This is a genomic window from Yersinia rochesterensis, from assembly GCF_003600645.1.
Taxonomy (GTDB): domain Bacteria; phylum Pseudomonadota; class Gammaproteobacteria; order Enterobacterales; family Enterobacteriaceae; genus Yersinia; species Yersinia rochesterensis.
In genome coordinates, this window is the sequence record NZ_CP032482.1 from 2208062 (window position 1) to 2225839 (window position 17778).

A 17778-nucleotide genomic window follows, 5' to 3' on the forward strand; every position below is an offset into this window, starting at 1 on the left:
AAAACAAACCAGTGAAAATAGCTAACTTGTTGCATGAAAAGGTGACTTAAATCTCACTTTGGCACCTTTTAGAGATAAAAAGGTGCCGATAAAAACCGAGCGGAAATGCTATTTCCCCTGTAAAAACTGGATGCCGCTAATCAATTTATCCATCCCAGCTTCAACTTTGCTGCGCGAACAACCGACATTGAGACGTAGGAAGCCGCGACCCTCTTCGCCGTAGGTGAAACCAGGCATAATGGCGACTTTTTCTTTTTCAATCAGCACGTTCTGTAATTGATGATCGTCAATATTTAATGGGCGTAAGTCAATCCACGCTAAGTAAGTTGCCTGTGGTGGCTGCCAGTTTAAAGCAGGCAATGCTTCATGCAACCGCTGCGCAACATAAGCTAAATTGGCTTGCAGATAACGGCGTAATTCATCCAACCAAGGTTCTGCCTGCCGGTAAGCGGCGATATGCGCGACGATCGCCAGTACCGCCGGAGAAGAGAGGCCATCGCGGCCTTTTAGCATTTGGTTGTAGCTATCACGGGTTTCAGTGTCACTGATAAAACCGTAAGCACCGGTTAACGCGGGGATATTAAATGTCTTAGAGCCGGAGGTCAGTAAAGCCCACGGGGTTTGCCCCACCTGACTCCAGGGGGTATGTACTTGATTATCCCAAGTCATGTCCATGTGGATTTCATCACTGATAACCTTGACCTGATGGCGCTCACACAGCTCCGCCATGAGTGTAAGTTCTTCCGCTGTCCAGACTTTCCCTGTGGGGTTATGCGGGCTGCACAGCAACAATATTTTAGTTTGCGGGCGGGCTAGTAATGCTTCCAAATACGCCATATCACATTGCCACTGATTATCAATTTTTTGCAGTGGGCAACTGAGTAATTGGCGTTGATTGCCGAGGATCACTTTATAAAAAGCATCATAAGCGGGAGTGTGGGTGACGACAAAATCACCGGGCGCTGACCAGCAGCGGATCAACTGGGCCACCATATAGATAACCGACGGGCCATAGACCGCCATTGAGGTATCAATCGAGCAATGAAAACGCTGTTGATACCAATGACGAATTGCCCCGAGAAAATCTTCATGTTGCCAGCGGCTATACCCCAGCACACCGTGCCCGATGCGCTGATTAAGTGCTTGTAAAATAACTGGCGCTGTGGGGAAGTCCATATCCGAGATAGTGAATGGCAGCAAGTCCGCAGCACCAAAACGGTCAGCAATATAGTCCCATTGGGTACACCAAGTACCGTGACGATCGACAGGGGTGGAGAAATCAAACATCAGCATCTCGCTTATCAAATATACCCTTCGCCCTTGACGCCGCAGGGGGTTAGCTGCACTCACTTACCCGAATCACTGATTTGTGTAAGCTCATCGGGATGAGTTTGCTGGCTGCCTACCTGCGACTCCAATGACTTTGGGTATAGTTTCTATGTAATTAATATTGAGGCAACGCTATTTAGCGAATTACCATCCTAAGATGTTGCGAATTGTTCACCGCCTATCAGTGAGTCTAATTCATCTTTCACTGATTGCACTTGTGGGCCAATAACAACTTGAAGGTTATGGTCATTGAGCTGAATCACACCAATAGCGCGGTTAGCTTTCAGCGCCTCTTTATCTACCAAATTCATATCTTTAACTGACATCCGCAAGCGGGTGATGCAATTATCCAATGAGACAATGTTATCAGCGCCACCCAGAGCAGCCAAAATAGCAGGGGAGTTATAGCCAGACTTCCCGGTGATCGCACCACTGGCGGCTTTTTCTGCATGACTGCTGGCGGCGGTCTCATTCTCACGGCCCGGTGTTTTGATATTGAAGTGCTGAATAGCAAAACGGAAAATGCAGTAGTAAGCGACAAACCAAATCCCAGCAACCACTGGCACCCAATACCATTTGGTTGCCGTGCCGTGCAAGATGCCAAATACCACGAAATCAATGAGATTGCCGTCTGTATTTCCGATGGTCACACCCAACAACGCCATGACAGTAAAGCCCAGCCCGGTCAGAATGGCGTGGATCAGATACAGGAATGGGGCCACAAACAGGAACAGGAATTCGATCGGTTCTGTGGTGCCGCCGATGACACACGCAACTACCCCTGAAATCAGCAACCCTTTAATTTTATGACGATTTTCAAGTTTTGCACAGTGATACATCGCCAGTGCAGCGCCCGGTAAACCGCCCAAGAAAGCGGGCATTTTGCCTTGCGACAAGAAGCGCGTGGCACTTTCAGAGAAACCGGTGGTGGTTGGACAAGATAATTGCGCCTGGAAGATGGTTAAAGCCCCGCTAACACTGTGGCCACATACATCCATGGTGCCACCCGCTTCGGTGAAGCGAATCAGTGCAACTAAGATATGGTGTAAGCCGAAAGGTAGTAATAAGCGCTCACCGCTGCCGAAGATCATTGGCCCGAACATACCCGCGCCGTTAATCAATCGGCCCAACCCATTAATACCTGCTGCGAACCAAGGCCAGATCAATGGGACCAACAAGCCGACTAACCCAAGTACCACGGTGGTGACAATCGGCACAAAACGGGTGCCACCAAAGAAAGCTAATGCATCAGGCAAGCGAATGGTATTGAAGCGCTCATGCAGTAAGTAAACAATGATCCCCACGATCACCGCACCCAAAATACCGGTATCAATGGACTGAATACCTAAAATATTCTGGATGTTATGGGTTTTCAATACCAATGGGTCTGTGGTGGGTAACACACCGCTGGTGGTGAGGTAAAAGTTGGTGGCCAGATTCAGTACAGCGAAACCGACGAAGCCAGAGAAAGCCGCAACGCCTTTGTTTTCGCGAGCCATCCCTAATGGAATTGCAATGGCGAACATCACGGGCAAGAAGCTAAAGGCAAATGAACCAACCTTACTCATCCAGGTAAACAATAGCTGGAAAGCAGGGTGACCAATAAACGGTAAGAGAGTGATGACATCTTTACTACTAAGCGAACTGCCGATACCCAGCATGATCCCGCAGAAGGAGAGCAAGGCGACCGGTAACATGAAGGTTTTCCCTAAACTCTGGAAAAACTCCCACAGCGTAATTTTTTGTTTTTTTGCCGCTGACATAGTGGCTCCTGTACTGATACACCTGATGTTAAAAAACGTCGTTTAGACAATATTGATAGATAACGATTGATTGATGGATAACGGCGACTATTTCGTCTCCCTGTCTGGAGGTAAAACAAGATAAAACGTTTAACCCAGATAATATGAGTGATATGTCACAATTACTGATCCTATTTTTGTATACCCTCGCATTTGAAGCTGCAGGGTTGTTAGCTGCGCTCATTACTCGGCCCGTCCATGGGTCTCGCCTCTGCGAGGCCGCTGCAAGCAGCGTTCAAATCGGTTCCAGACTGATTTGTCACCCGAATCACTTACTGGTCGTTGACCCTAAAGTCAATAGATTCATCGGGATTTGCTTGCTGGCCGCCTACCTGCAACTCCAAATTCTTTGGGTATGCCGGGGTCATCATCAGATTAAACGTTTAACTTGGCTTATTTATCAGCAGTTATGACAACAAAAAAAATAACCATCATCGATGTGGCTAAATTGGCGGGTGTGTCCGTGGCAACCGTCTCGTTAGCAATCAGCGGCAAAGGACGTATCTCCCCGGCAACTGCCGACCGGGTCAATCAGGCCATTGAACAATTAGGCTATGTGCGTAACCGTCAGGCGGCACAATTACGCGGCGGGGCATCTGGCGTAATTGGCTTGATTGTGCGCGATATCAGTGACCCCTTTTATGCAGAAATGACCGCAGGGCTGAGTGAGGCGATTGAGGCGGAGGGCAAGCTGTTGTTCCTGACGCAAAGTGGCCGTGAAGGAAAAGGGTTATTGCGGTGTTTTGATACGCTGATTGATCAAGGTGTCGATGGATTGGTACTGGGCGGTGGTGCTAAACGCGAGATGGGGCTACAAGAAAAGGCCGCAGAGCATGATATTCCGCTGATTTGTGCTGCTCGTTCAAATGTATTGGACGGGGTGGATGTGGTACGGCCCGATAATATGCAAGCGGCTAAAATGGCAACAGAATTCCTTATTGGTCGTGGTCATCGGCAAATTGCCTATCTTGGGGGACATTCGCACTCATTGACCAGGGCCGAGCGGATAGGGGGATTTTGTGCCACGCTAGTGCAATATGGGCTACCGTTTCGTTCGGAATGGGTGGTTGAATGTGATGGTCAGCAGCAAGCCGCGGCGGATGCTGCTGAAGGGTTATTACGTCATCACCCTAATGTCAGTGCCATCGTTTGCCATCAAGCATCCGTAGCGCTAGGGGCATACTTTGGTATTTTGCGCACCGGCCGGACGATTGGCAGCGCTGGAGTCGATGCTTATCTCGATCAGCAAGTTGCATTAATTGGTTTTGGTGATGTCCCTGAAGCAGAACTCACTGAACCGCCACTAACCTTCATCACCAGCTCCGCCCGAGAGATTGGCTACAGTGCCGGGCAGAGGTTACTTCAGCGTATCGCCGGTGTCGATTTACAACTACAAAACGTCATATTACCGCCGGTATTGATTCGCCGCGGTTCGGCTTGATTTGGGTTGATATTACTCTTTTTCTTGAGGGGTATTCTGATTAGCCCCACGCACTTTCCACGGCATCCGTTGATGCCAGGGTTGTGGAACCGGCTGCACAATGGCACTGAGTGCTCGTGCATAGTCCATCACTAATCCCGGTGTCCAGGCCATCATCAATGCCCGTTTACGAACTTGGGCTGCTATCCACAATTCAGGCATGAAAAACACTCTAAAGGTCGTTAACCAGTTTTTGCTACGTGGCGACAGTACACCATCAAGCGCGGCTTCCAGCGCATAGGCGACACTGCTTGAGCAATTGCGGTAAGTCAGGTTATAAGACTCTTCTCTGCGATAACTTTGCCAAAAATTAGACAGGGCTTCAATATTATAATCCCTGAAGCTAATCCTCCGGTCGGAATCGCACCAGTTTGCTGATTCCACAGCATAGCTTGGTTGGAACATCCCTTTGACATCGTTGTCGCGAGTTGCCTTGAGCAAGCGGAAAAACTCTGAAGGGGAGCGATCAAGATCTTCAGCGGGATATAAGCTGATGTAGACATCCGGAGGGGCTTCAAGTGCCGCATGGCCTGTTGAGATTACCCCGGTTTCATCTACTGCCGCAATATAACGGTTAATGACAGGACGTGGTACTGGGCGATTGTTTGCGGAGCCTTCCGGTGTCCAGATATGAACAATGAGAGCGGGGAGTAACGAAAGATCAGTATTCTCAGCTATGATCGCCTCCGTTTTTTCCTGATTTTCTTTAGCACTTTCATATATCAATATATCTGTAGGTTGCATCAATTGGAATACGGATGTTGCACGCTTCATCTGGCTGGTACGCCGGGCCATTTTTAGGCAACTGTACCCGCTGTCGATCATCAAAAAACCGAGGAAAAATGAGATGGTAGCTTGGGAGTGAATAAACAGGAAGAATGCAAAAATAATCTGTACCAGACCATAGAATGCCGCCGTTCGCCAGTGCGGGAAACGTACAACCCAGGCTGAAACGCCAACAAACAAACCGATGATAAAATAAGCAAACCCAAAAATGATCGAGAGCAGCAGATTACTGTAGGTTTGATTAAGGATAATGATCACGGCGCTGAAGAAAAATATCCCGCCTTTAAAATACAGGACTGCTTTTTGGGACCCGACCCCACTTGAGGCCACACTTAATGTTATTAGGCTTTCTAATATAAGAAAAAAACCGAAAGTTTTTAGCGGGAAATAAAGCTGGCCATCAAGCCCGTCGATAAAAATAAGGCTTCCAGCAATCCCCCATAGAAAGCCGATGAACCACAGGTATTTTGACTTTGTTCGAACGAAATCTGCGCCAAAAAGTAATAATGCGATCTGGATCATCTTGACTATCCTGTCTCAGTTGGCTTTAAAAAGAGGCACAGAGTTCGTAATATGCCAATTTCCAATGATCATGCGTGGCTCATGGTGGTTGAACAAAATACTTTCACTGTCAGTGATGGTTACCCAATTGCCTTTTTGGTCATTAAATCGGAAGTCGAGTCGGGGTAAGTTCTGTTGCTCGCCGCAGCTTCCCCAATGCTCTAGCACTTTATTTCTGTCATCAGGGTGAATCTGCTCAATTAATTTATTCATCGTGGACATAATAGCGGAGTCAATGTTGGCCAACTCGCCAGAAAGGTGGCCCCACTCAATCTCACCGGTGTTTAGATTGAGTTGGTAAACGGCATGTTGTACCCCATCGGTTTCGTCAAAATGAGGCATACTTCGCGTAAGAACACGCAGGAAAACCATGAGCAGCGCCGTTGCTGTCAGATAGCATTGGACTAAAAGCAAAGGCTCCCCGTGGTGCAACCCATTGATGAAAAATGGCCCATAGCCTTTCCCAGTGAAGTAAATGACAATAGTCGCCAATGTCAGTAGGGCAATAGAGCCGCCATGATTTCCCCATAAGATAGATAACATGACAGCCAGGATGATCGGCAGACAGGCAAAGGTGAAAATGAGCATATCGTTATGGAGGTGTAATATATTGCTACTAAATTCTTTTAGTGAATTATTGAAGATTAATAAAGTCAATAAACACAGCATAAGCCAGATGATAGAACCTAAAAGCTTATTCTTGACCGGCGAAATTTGGGTACGAAATCGAGTGTTGAAGAACCCCATGATGACCGTGGTAGCGAAGAATATCCCGGTAACATCAGCAACAAACCCGATCCAGAAAATCTCCTGAAATGTCCCTTTATTAAACAGAACAAAACCGATTGAGACAAACAGTGCATCTAACAGGCTGACAATAATGGTAGAAAAGGTCCACATGAGAACGACATGCAGATCATCTCTTGGACGGGAATAGTGGCGTACTATCCAGGCGATAAGCATGGTTGATGGCATGGAGAGAAACGCATAACATATTGATAATATATAGTTTTCTTGTAGGGAGTTATCAAGAGCAAGATTGATAATAACAAAACAGCCCAGTAACACAGGCCATTGACGCCAACGTGCACATAAAAAAGCCGCCGTGGCGACCCCAGCTGGAAACCAGACAATCGAAATATGTGAGGCTGGATCGTCAAATTTTAGAGAAATTACGCCAGAAAGGTAATAAATCAACGTCCAGATCACTATGGGGATAACTTTTTGCGTAAGGTTTGACGACGGTTTCATCGTTATCTTTCTCTGTTTGTCATGATATACACAATTATGCTGTCAGCAAAAAAGCAGCAGCAATGTAGCAATGTGTTGAACGGAGCCTGTCTATAATTCTGTGTAACTGCCAGCGTATTAGCGTATTGGTCATTTTCAGAAGCGATTGACATATTACAGCGATAACTCAGGGGCAGTTAAATCATTTCTTTCCTGTCATATATACGTTCGATTAAGCGATATTCTGATTTTGAAATCACAATTTGTCAAAAATAGTCACATGACCCGTTATTTAAATTATGGCACGTAAGAGGATTATTTTAATGATAATTATTGCGGCAGGGGTTCGCTTGTGTATGAAAATTCTTTATCCAGCCAGTCGGTCAAATTGACCAAAACCTTATTATCCGCGAAAACCTAACCTTGATGGATAAAAAAACGGGGCCATCAGGCCCCGTTCGCAATTTCAATTTTATGACTGAATTCTATTACTGAGAATCGTTCAACAACTTATTGTGCTGGAACTGCGGGTGCAGGTTCTACTGGCATACCTTCAGACTCGGGGCCGGTATCTTCTTCAGCAGGTGCACCACCGAACATACCAAACAGGCCAACGAATTCTTGCAGCGACATTTTCTGACCATTCAAATCAACCTGGTTATCGGCAAAATGGAAACTGCTGCTGATAACATCATCTTTGGTGGTGGTCAGTTTAAACATCTGGCCCATAGCAGCAATGCCTTGAACCTGTTGTTGTGCCATTTTTTGGGCTTCTTCTGGGCTGTAGCCCTGTAGACGCGCGGTTTGGGTTGTCAGTTCGGTTGCCATTGCCATCGGAATGGTCAACGTCGCGTCGATTTTTTTCACTGACTGCGCGAGAAGCGGTTCATCAGTTGCTTTCGCTTGTGTTGGATCAGTCAGAGCAACATTCAGAGTAAAGGTGCTTTCCCCTTTGGCATTTTTCCAGCTCAGTGGTGCAATGCTAATTGTCGGATTACCTTTCAGCAGAGCAGGGAGGTTAGCCAGTAATATTTCGGCCATTTGTTGCTGATAAGCTTCCGGATCCAGATTTTCACCCGCCTGAACAGCTTTCAAGGCTTGTTGATTATAGGCGCTGGAGAATAGTTTCAAGCTTTGACCGTCCAGATGGTCGAAACTGAAGGCCAATTTACCGGCACCAAAGTCATTATCCTGAATTTTTAGCGCGTCTAATGTATAGGTCAACTTACCGTTCAAATCTTTATCGGTTTCGCCTAATTGAGTATTCAGGTTAAAACCAACCAGTGTCGCGGTGTCTTTGCCATCGATATTTAAACCGATCTGCTTGATGCTCAGTTGTTGGTCACCAATGCTGAGATCAAACTTGCCTACATTGGTGTCACTTTTAATGACCAAACCTTGCAGACTAAATTGCTCAAGTTGATCCCAATGATTTTTGCTCGCAAAAACAAGACTGTCACTAGAACCACTCATTTTCACCTTGCGCAGATCTCGCGACACATCAGCATCAATTTTAGCACCAGCGAATTTCATGCTGGTGGTGTTTTGCTGATAATCAATCGGAATGAAAGTAATGGCAGAAGAGGTATCGCCGCTGTATGAAATGCGGGAGTCTGCAGTAAAGGGCGATTGGCCTTTGGTGACTTCAAACAGTTTTTTCAATGCTGGCGTATTGGCAAGCTCGGTGTGTACCGAGGCCATGCTTGGGATCAGATTGAATTTTTTTAACTGCGCTAATGGGAATGGGCCGTGATCGATAGTTTCGATAAATGCCACTTCGTCGCCATCTTTTAAGGCTTTTTCGCCGGAAACAGTGCTATCAGATTGTAAAATATAGCGAACTTGGCTACTGAACAGACCGCGCTGATAATCTTTATAGGCGAATTTTACGCCAGCTTGAGGTAGCAAAGTTCTGATCTGGTCGTTTGCGTTGTTAACCAATTCGCCCATTCGTTGTTCAATCAATTTGCCGGTATACCATGAGGCCCCAGTCCATGCAGCGCCAAGTACCACAATGACGCTGACAGCCACTAACGATTTTTTCATTGTTCTGTTCATCCTTTTCTAATACACCAAATTCACTATGTTGAACGCGGTAATGAGTGACTAATTAAATAACACCGTAAGAAAACAACATATCCCAAACTAATATAGGCCTAGATTAAACATTCACAAATATTATTGCGACGATAAAGACTTATTGCGATGGTGAAATTTAACCACCGCAGCATCAAAAGACCAGCAATAGACAACAAAATGAGTGAGTTCGTTCACCCTCCGTTGTAAACACGGGCAATTGACCCCACTCCGAGGACACTCACTGGCGATTCATTCGCCGGAACAAAACAAGATTCTCCCGGTTGCAGCGTAATGACTTGCTGTTGTTTCTTCAATATCGCTTGGCCTTGAACGCAAAATACGATCGCGGCACTGTTCTGCGCCAACATTTGCGGCTCTGGCGTTAAGGTATGCAGCGAAAAGGCAAAATCCTCAACCGGGATTGGGAACACTAATTCGTGACCGTGCTGTTGCGGTGTTGTCAGCAGAGTAGACGCGGGTTTCGGGATAAATTGCAGATTAGCCATTAACTCGGGAATATCAATAAATTTAGGTGTCAGCCCGGCGCGTAATACATTATCCGAGTTCGCCATCACCTCCAGCGCCACACCGTCCAGATAGGCATGCGGTGTTTCGGCATACAGGAACATGGCTTCACCGGGTTGCAGTGTCACCACATTTAACAACAAGGGCGAGAACAAACCACTGTCATCAGGGTAGAAACGCGAAATACTGCGGATAGTATCCCATGGCTCACCTAATTGGTTATTCAAGGCCGCTTTCAAAATTCCCAGCGCGCGAGTTTTCTCTTCGCCAGCCATACTCAGCAAATGGGCAAATAATGTTGCTAAATGTTCAGTGTCAGGTTCGCGGAGAAACGCGGCGATATCCGGATGAGCGGCGGCTATCGGCTGGAGTAATTTTTCGATGTCATCCAACATGCGGAAACCATTCATGGCCTGGAAAGGAGTCAGGGCATAAACCAACTCTGGCTTATGGTTGGCATCTTTATAATTGCGTTCGGCATCATCCAGTGGAATACCAGCTTGATTCTCTTTAGCAAAGCCAATTTCAGCCGCAGCCTTACTTGGGTGTACCTGAATGGATAATGGCTGAGCAGCACACAGCACTTTGAACAGGAAAGGTAATTCGCCGAAACGTTGGAAAACATCATGGCCTAGATTGGCATCTGGATCTTGCTCAATAACTTCACGCAATGAATGCCATTGCCCTTTGGCATCAGCCACTTCAGAACTGCTTTTGGGATGAGCACCCATCCATAATTCAGCCATGGGCTGATTTTGCGGGTTCGCCATGCCGTAAAGTTTAGTCAGTGCATCAGTGCTGCCCCAGGCGTAGTTTTGTACTGCATTCTTCATTTTTTGCATGTTGATTATCTGCCATCGAGTTTGGCGAAACTTATCGCCCGGATAAAAACATTATCCTGATAAAAAATTGCCCCTTAGTAAACAATGGGGATGTAGGGGTTGCAAGTGGTAATGCAATTCACCACGGCGCTGAAACGACTAAAATGGTGAAAATGCGAATCACTCGCATAAATAAGGTGATAAATATGCCATGCTATACCCGTCAGACCTCAACTTTTTGTTCTATATGCTAAGGAGACAGTGATGGTGACCACCCGCAGTGAAAACGATTCAATGGGGCCTATCGATGTGCCGGCAAGTCAATTATGGGGCGCACAAACCCAGCGTTCACTGGAACATTTCCGTATTTCGCAAGAGAAAATGCCGACCGAATTGATTCATGCGTTGGCGCTGACCAAACGGGCGGCGGCACAGGTCAATATGGCGCTGGGCTTGTTACCCACCGATCGCGCTAAAGCTATCATGGCGGCGGCTGACGAAGTATTGAATGGCGACCATGCTGGCGAGTTTCCGCTTTCTATTTGGCAAACAGGATCCGGCACCCAAACTAATATGAATATGAATGAGGTGCTGGCTAACCGTGCTAGTGAATTATTAGGGGGGGAGCGGGGTAATCATCGTTTGGTTCATCCTAATGATGATGTTAATAAAAGCCAAAGTTCAAATGATGTATTTCCAACGGCAATGCATGTCGCTGCAGTTATTGGGTTAAGAGAACATTTATTGCCTGAGTTAAAAGCATTGCAGGGGACTTTGGCTAAGAAAGCCGAAGCCTATCGCGATATAGTGAAGATTGGTCGGACGCATTTACAAGACGCCACCCCATTGACGTTGGGGCAGGAGATTTCGGGCTGGGTGGCAATGTTGGCCCACAGCGTACAGCATATTGAAGCGACTATTCCTCACCTTTGTGAGTTGGCGCTAGGTGGCACCGCCGTGGGAACCGGCCTAAATACTCATCCAGAATATGCTGTGCGCGTAGCCAATGAGATAGCCGCATTGGTTCAGCAACCCTTTATCACCGCGCCGAATAAATTTGAAGCACTTGCCACCTGTGATGCATTAGTTCATGGCCATGGTGCATTGAAAGGTTTAGCAGCATCGCTGATGAAAATTGCCAACGATGTGCGATGGCTGTCCTCCGGCCCTCGCTGTGGTATTGGTGAGATTTCTATTCCTGAGAATGAGCCGGGCAGTTCTATCATGCCGGGTAAAGTAAATCCGACCCAATGTGAAGCCATGACTATGTTATGCGCGCAAGTGATGGGTAACGATGTTGCCATCAATATTGGCGGGGCGTCCGGTAACTTTGAATTAAACGTCTTCCGCCCGTTAGTGATTCATAATTTCCTGCAATCTATTCGCCTGTTGGCTGATGGTATACGCGGTTTTAATGAGCATTGTGCGGTGGGTATTGAACCTAATCGTGACCGAATTACTCAGTTGCTCAATGAATCGTTAATGTTAGTTACTGCGCTGAATACTCATATTGGCTATGACAAAGCGGCTGAGATTGCCAAGAAAGCTCATAAAGAGGGGCTGACACTCAAAGCCGCTGCGCTGAAACTTGGCTATGTTACTGATGAGCAGTTTGATGAATGGGTCAAACCAGAAAATATGGTTGGAAGCATGAAATAGTCGTTTGTGTCTTTCCTGTCACGCCGGGATCTCTTTCCGGCGTGACAGGGAGAGCCCAACGACATTATATTATTAGGATATGTAATAAGTGTGATAATTAAAACAATGTCAGGTAATAGGTTAAAAATAAAAAATCATCTTATTTAGGTAGTGTTTTTTTCCATTTTTAACTTAGAATGTTATTTGCTTCTCTTTGCGTGATATATTTCCACAATGTATTTTAAAATGATCGATTATTTGTTTTCGTGAATAATGTCATTGATTAGTTTTTTACGTGAGCCATCAGGTGGCGATAGTTAGGGTGGTTTTCATTTGTTAAAGTGATATTTTAACTCAGCAGGAGTTTATTTTATGGAAGATAAAAAAAGAAAAAGTAGTCAGCCCGATATATCTAGTTTAACCGTTGATTCACTCAGCAGAATATCGCTTATTGCTATCATGGAGAAAGCCAGCATTCCTTGGGCGATAAAAGATAATAAATCTAAATTCGTTTATTTAAATGAATCTTGTCTTGATTTGTTTGATCTTCAGCCGGGATTTGATTTTGAAGGGCGTTTAGATGAAGAGATGCCATGCCAATGGTCTGAGTATAGTGACGACTTCAAGGCTCACGATAGAAAGGCAGAGCAAAGCAGAGAGGGGGCGGAGATCATTGTGACTTCACCTTTTGGGCGGGAAAAAGTTCTTTCACCGTGGTACTTCCCTAAATTTCCTATCTATAACGCCAATGGGGATGTGCTAGGAACTGTTTTTTTTGGTAAAAAGTTTAACTTCATTTCTGTCTGTGATTTTTTTAAAAGTTTAAAACCCGCCGTTATTACACTGACTCCTCCGGTAGATGACTTTTCAGAAAAAGAACTTGATATCATCTTTTATGCCATTCAAAAAATGACAGCCAAAGAAATAGCAAAGAAATTATTCCTATCAAATAGAACTATTGAAAATAGGCTTAGATTTATTTATGAGAAAGCGGGATGTCACTCTTTAAAAGATTTGATTGAATATTGTCACGCGTCAGGGTTGAATAACTATGTCCCTAAGAAAATTCTCCGCGAAGGGGTTAATTTCTTCTGGTGATTGAGCTGCAATAATAACCCCGAGAGAAGCATAACGTTTAGGTTTTATATACAGCACAATAATTTACCTATATTTTATTTCTCTATTTCAACATGTAAATGCAACCTTGGCACCAACAAACGCAAAGGTTTGGCTTCGGGTTTATATTTATGCTTAATCTGAGTGACATTGTAATCGGTTAACTCCCCTAATTTAGGCAATTCAATCTCTGATTGAACCTGGCAAAATGCAATCAATGGCATAGGGCAGGGATGTTGTACTTGTTTCTGCTGTTCCTGATACCAGATTCGCGCAATAGGTTGCACTTTTACCGGCCGTTTGATTTTTAAGTGCGCCTTTTCTGGCAGTTGCTTAACATCATTAATTTCTTTATTAATCAAATCAGCCCATTGCTCGCGGGTAAATGTTGGAACAGCACGGCCTGCATTCAAGCTTTTGTTTAGCTGTGTCAGAATTTCTTCGCGTGTGACATTTTTAATAATATGTTTGTTCGCCCAGCCAAAACGTACCGAACTGGGATTTATTAACGGGGTAATAGTGCGGTAAGTATTTAATGTTATCAGCCCATGCAAGTGGGTGTGAACAAACTCGAAACGCTGTTCACTCGGTAAGCCTGATTCAACGGTAATGATATGTTCCAGCTCTATTTTTAACTGATTAATGTATTGGATGCTCTGTTGGCAAGCTGCTAATTGGCTATCGGTCACTGAAAAACAGAGTACCCCAGGGAGCCGGAGGGCGGCTTTGCTGCTGACATTCTGGCTTTGGTGGTGAATAAATAATCGCTGATAATGCTGTAAAGCCAGCTCTCGAGCTTGAGTACCAACCGTTGCGCTCACGGGAATATGATTTATCGGCTGATGCTCGGTGCCTTTTTCTATTTCGGGCAAAGAAAAAACACGAGCAGCAAGTAAAGGTAAATCAGCCAGTTGCTGGTGGAGATCCTGCAATCCGATTTCCAATGAGGTAAAGCGGTTATTTAGTCGATCTATCAAATCATATTTATTCATCATCTTTTCTAAAAAATGCCATTTTAGTTACAACATACATCTGTTATATCAGTAAAAAGACACCTATGAAAGCCCTGAGTTATCTATTAATAAACTGATATATGCAGCATGGAACAACATTATCGGCATCATCAGGTGGGTGGGGCTGACTGTGGCAGATATTATTATGAGAAAGCCATCGCCGGCCTTCCTCTCTATGCTTGAGTCATTTACAAAAGGATTGTGTCGTGAGCGCGGTAATAAATAATATTTCATTGCCGAATCTCGCTAAACACTGTCGATTACTTTTATCCATTTAATCCTGGGAATAAAAAAAGGCTAAATGGCAAATGAATGCCGTTAGCCTTTAGTCAAAAATCAGGATGTTAAGATAGCGCTTTAGCTTTTAGCTGCTGGTATTCGCTTTCATTGATAGTCCCTTCATCTAATAATTTTTTAGCATCAGCGATCTGTTCTGCCGGTGATTTACCCGCAACGTGCCGGATATACTCATTAGTATCAGAAACTGATTTCTGCACCGAGGCCCGATAGCGTTGCGCCATGCCTTTGCCACGGGTAATAAGATACACAAGAGAGGTGAGTAACGGGATGAAGAGCAAGAACAAGATCCAAATTGCTTTATAAAAGCCACCAAGCTCATGATCCCTGAATAGGTCGGAAATGACCTGAAACAAAATCAGCAAGTATGCGATGAAAAAGAAAATTGAAAATGTTGTCGCCAGTATGTCCCAAAGCGTAAGAAAGTGAGTTGTCATATTTTCTCCTGACATTAAATAAATTAAGGAAACGTCTCGTCATAAAATCCCTTAATACATTAGAGACTTAATTTATATTCCAAGCAACAGTCACCTAAAATCGTTAGGTTCGTTCTAATCATAGGTACATAGCAGAGAGGACGTCAAATTGTAATGTGACATCACATCGACTTTATTTGATTTTAGATTAAATTCTGGCGGCTTCGGGCAATTTTCGTAATCTCTGACCGACATACAACGCGAGCAACAAAAGAGTGGCGATAAATGAAACAACGCCAGTCCAACCTAAATTAAGCCAGAAAACACCGCCTAATGTTCCTGCAACACTCGAACCTGCATAATAGCAAAATAGATAAAGTGAAGAGGCTTGTGCTTTAGCACGACGGGCACGGCGACCAATCCAACTGCTGGCCACAGAATGTGCGGCAAAAAAACCAGCGGTAAATATCATCATCCCGATAAAGATTATTATCACAGGGGAGAAACCGGTGATGATAACCCCAATCAACATCATGCTTATTGACGCCATTAACACCGGCCCCCGACCATAACGGCTAGTCAAAGCACCGGCTTTGGGTGAGCTATAAGAGCCGGTAAGATAAACTATCGATAATAAATCCACGATGGCCTGACTGAGATAATAGGGCTGCGCCAACAAACGATAACCAATGTAATTAAATAAAGTCACAAAGCTGCCCATAATTAAAAAACCTTCGGCGAACAGCAAAGGTAAGCCCGAATCACGCCAATGTAGCTTGAAATTGATCACCAGTGTTCGGGGCCGTAGCGGGGTTGCCCGGAAGTGTTTAGAAGCTGGAAGAATACGCCAGAACAGACAAGCGGCGGCCAAAGCAAATAAACCAATTACCGCCAATGCAATGCGCCAGGAAAAGAAATCACTCAATACCCCAGTGACCAAGCGGCCGCTCATCCCGCCAATAGAGTTTCCGCTGATATACAGCCCCATAGAGAGAGCAACAAAACTGGGGTGGATCTCCTCACTGAGGTAGGTCATGGCCACAGCAGCAACCCCACTAAGGGATAAGCCAATCAATGCCCGCATCAACAAAATTCCATGCCAGCTGGTCATAAAAGAACAAATTAATGTGCAGATAGCCGCCAGCATCAGCGCGACCACCATCACCGATTTACGGCCAATTGCATCTGATAATGGGCCGGTAAACATCAGCCCCAAGGCCAGCATTCCAGTCGCAGATGAAAGCGATAAACTGCTGCTTGCCGGAGAGATAGAAAAATCCTGCGATAACAGCGGCAGGATGGGTTGTATACAATAGAGTAGGGCAAAGGTGGCTAAACCAGCGGAAAAAAAAGCCAGTGTGACGCGCATAAACTCTGGCGTACCGCGTTGAATATAAGGGCGTTTTCGCGCCGCAATTAAGCGGGTGGTAGCATCATTTACTGGATGGGATGGCACTGCGGTATCCGTCGTCGGAGCGCGCAAAGAGGGAGTCACGGTATTTCCTTATCAATAATACAGGTGCTGCGAGAGCAAGGGGCCAGCTAATAACAAAATCATAGGAATAGCGGAGTTTTTTGTCTAATATATTAATCATTAGTAATAATACTTTAAAAGTATCAATGGGGTTGAATGAGTATTGAACTCAGGCACTTACGTTATTTCATTGCGGTGGCAGAAGAGTTGCACTTCGGACGAGCTGCAGAGCGCTTGCGTATTTCTCAACCACCATTGAGTCAACAAATTCAAATTCTGGAAGAACAAATTGGGGCGCGGTTGTTTGCCCGCAATAACCGCAATGTCAGTCTGACTCAAGCTGGCGAACTGTTTTTAAAAGAAGCTTATCAAATTCTGGCGCAGGTAAATTCGGCATCTGAGAAAGCTGCGCGGCTGCATCGCGGAGAATCCGGGGAACTGACCATCGGTTTTACCTCATCCGCCCCTTTTATTAGCACAGTGTCCAAAAATTTGCGGGCTTTTCGTCAATTACATCCGCAAGTCCATATTAAAATGCGTGAAATCAATAGCAAACAGCAAATTGAACCATTATTGGACGGGCGACTTGATCTTGGCGTAATGCGCAACACTCGCTTGCCAGATGCATTGCAATACCGTCTGCTGTTACGTGAACCCTTAGTCGCGGTGGTGCACGAAGAAAGTCCGTTAGCCGCTTTACCCCTAGGCCGTGTTAAATTTAGCGCCTTGGCTGAACAGCCTTTTGTGTTCTTTTCGCGGGAGGTTGGTACCGCACTTTACGATGAGATTCTTGCATTGTTAGCCCGCGCCGGTATCACGCCTTATATTACGCAAGAAGTCGGGGAGGCGATGACGATTGTCGGTCTGGTTTCCTCAGGTTTAGGTGTTTCTATCTTGCCCGCGTCATTTACACGGGTAAAAGTGGATGGGGTGAAATATTTACCCTTGGCGGAAGCCAGTGCCACTACCGAGGTGTGGTTGGTTAATCATAAAAATCGGCCAGTGACCGCGCCAGCAGAAGCATTGATTCGCCTGATGATGGCGGATCTTCCCGATGCGGCAAAGCATAAAGACGTTTAGTCTGCCGAGAGTCAATAATGGTGGCGGCTGTTTTTTAAGCTTATTTCGTGTGAATAACCAGCACGGAGTCAAAGGGTATGGGTGATTATGTGCAGTAAATCACATAACTAATCAAATAGTTGACGCCATAT

At 45.4% G+C, this 17778-nt stretch carries 13 protein-coding genes; 4 read left to right on the plus strand and 9 right to left on the minus strand.

Going from position 1 to position 17778, the window contains the following annotated elements; all coding sequences use genetic code 11:
- Nucleotides 1-108: 108 nt before the first annotated feature.
- Nucleotides 109-1287 carry a MalY/PatB family protein gene (locus tag DXZ79_RS10340; protein ID WP_162928742.1) on the minus strand — a complete coding sequence of 393 codons (1179 nt, stop codon included), beginning with the start codon at nt 1285-1287 and terminating at the stop codon, nt 109-111.
- A 194-nt stretch (nt 1288-1481) separates the two neighbouring features.
- A complete protein-coding gene (gene malX, locus DXZ79_RS10345; protein ID WP_038632956.1) occupies nt 1482-3092 on the minus strand; it encodes a maltose/glucose-specific PTS transporter subunit IIBC in 1611 nt (536 codons plus the stop codon).
- Nucleotides 3093-3540: 448 nt separating this feature from the next.
- Here malX and malI point away from each other — a divergent pair, with 448 nt between their 5' ends.
- Nucleotides 3541-4572, plus strand: a complete 1032-nt coding sequence (gene malI, locus DXZ79_RS10355) for a Mal regulon transcriptional regulator MalI (protein ID WP_038632952.1) — start codon at nt 3541-3543, stop codon at nt 4570-4572.
- 12 nt (nt 4573-4584) lie between these two features.
- Here the strand turns inward: malI and DXZ79_RS10360 are convergent, their stop codons facing one another.
- The 4 genes from DXZ79_RS10360 to manA form a co-directional block, all read right to left on the minus strand.
- Complete coding sequence (locus tag DXZ79_RS10360; protein ID WP_038632948.1) at nt 4585-5919, minus strand: HdeD family acid-resistance protein; 1335 nt, start codon at nt 5917-5919, stop codon at nt 4585-4587.
- Nucleotides 5920-5934: 15 nt separating this feature from the next.
- Nucleotides 5935-7209 (minus strand): MASE1 domain-containing protein, encoded by a 1275-nt coding sequence (locus DXZ79_RS10365; RefSeq protein ID WP_038632946.1) that lies wholly within the window; start codon nt 7207-7209, stop codon nt 5935-5937.
- A 489-nt stretch (nt 7210-7698) separates the two neighbouring features.
- Nucleotides 7699-9234, minus strand: a complete 1536-nt coding sequence (locus DXZ79_RS10370; protein WP_038632943.1) for a YdgA family protein — start codon at nt 9232-9234, stop codon at nt 7699-7701.
- A gap of 224 nt (nt 9235-9458) precedes the next feature.
- On the minus strand, nt 9459-10634 hold the full coding sequence (gene manA, locus DXZ79_RS10375) for a mannose-6-phosphate isomerase (protein WP_038632939.1): 1176 nt from the start codon (nt 10632-10634) through the stop codon (nt 9459-9461).
- A 243-nt stretch (nt 10635-10877) separates the two neighbouring features.
- On the opposite strand from manA, the gene fumC reads away from it, so the two are divergent.
- On the plus strand, nt 10878-12272 hold the full coding sequence (gene fumC / locus DXZ79_RS10380; RefSeq protein ID WP_050291712.1) for a class II fumarate hydratase: 1395 nt from the start codon (nt 10878-10880) through the stop codon (nt 12270-12272).
- A 351-nt stretch (nt 12273-12623) separates the two neighbouring features.
- Complete coding sequence (locus DXZ79_RS10385; protein WP_050291711.1) at nt 12624-13349, plus strand: helix-turn-helix transcriptional regulator; 726 nt, start codon at nt 12624-12626, stop codon at nt 13347-13349.
- A gap of 74 nt (nt 13350-13423) precedes the next feature.
- Here the strand turns inward: DXZ79_RS10385 and tus are convergent, their stop codons facing one another.
- The 3 genes from tus to DXZ79_RS10400 form a co-directional block, all read right to left on the minus strand.
- Entirely contained in the window at nt 13424-14359 is a 936-nt protein-coding gene (gene tus, locus DXZ79_RS10390; RefSeq protein ID WP_215624504.1) for a DNA replication terminus site-binding protein, read from the minus strand.
- Between the two features lie 365 nt (nt 14360-14724).
- A complete protein-coding gene (locus DXZ79_RS10395; protein ID WP_038632927.1) occupies nt 14725-15114 on the minus strand; it encodes an SHOCT domain-containing protein in 390 nt (129 codons plus the stop codon).
- A gap of 187 nt (nt 15115-15301) precedes the next feature.
- Nucleotides 15302-16549 carry an MFS transporter gene (locus DXZ79_RS10400; RefSeq protein WP_425330482.1) on the minus strand — a complete coding sequence of 416 codons (1248 nt, stop codon included), beginning with the start codon at nt 16547-16549 and terminating at the stop codon, nt 15302-15304.
- 174 nt (nt 16550-16723) lie between these two features.
- Between DXZ79_RS10400 and DXZ79_RS10405 the strand changes: the two genes are divergently transcribed.
- Nucleotides 16724-17647, plus strand: coding sequence for a LysR family transcriptional regulator (locus DXZ79_RS10405; protein ID WP_038632924.1), 924 nt, complete (start codon nt 16724-16726; stop codon nt 17645-17647).
- Nucleotides 17648-17778 lie beyond the last annotated feature (131 nt).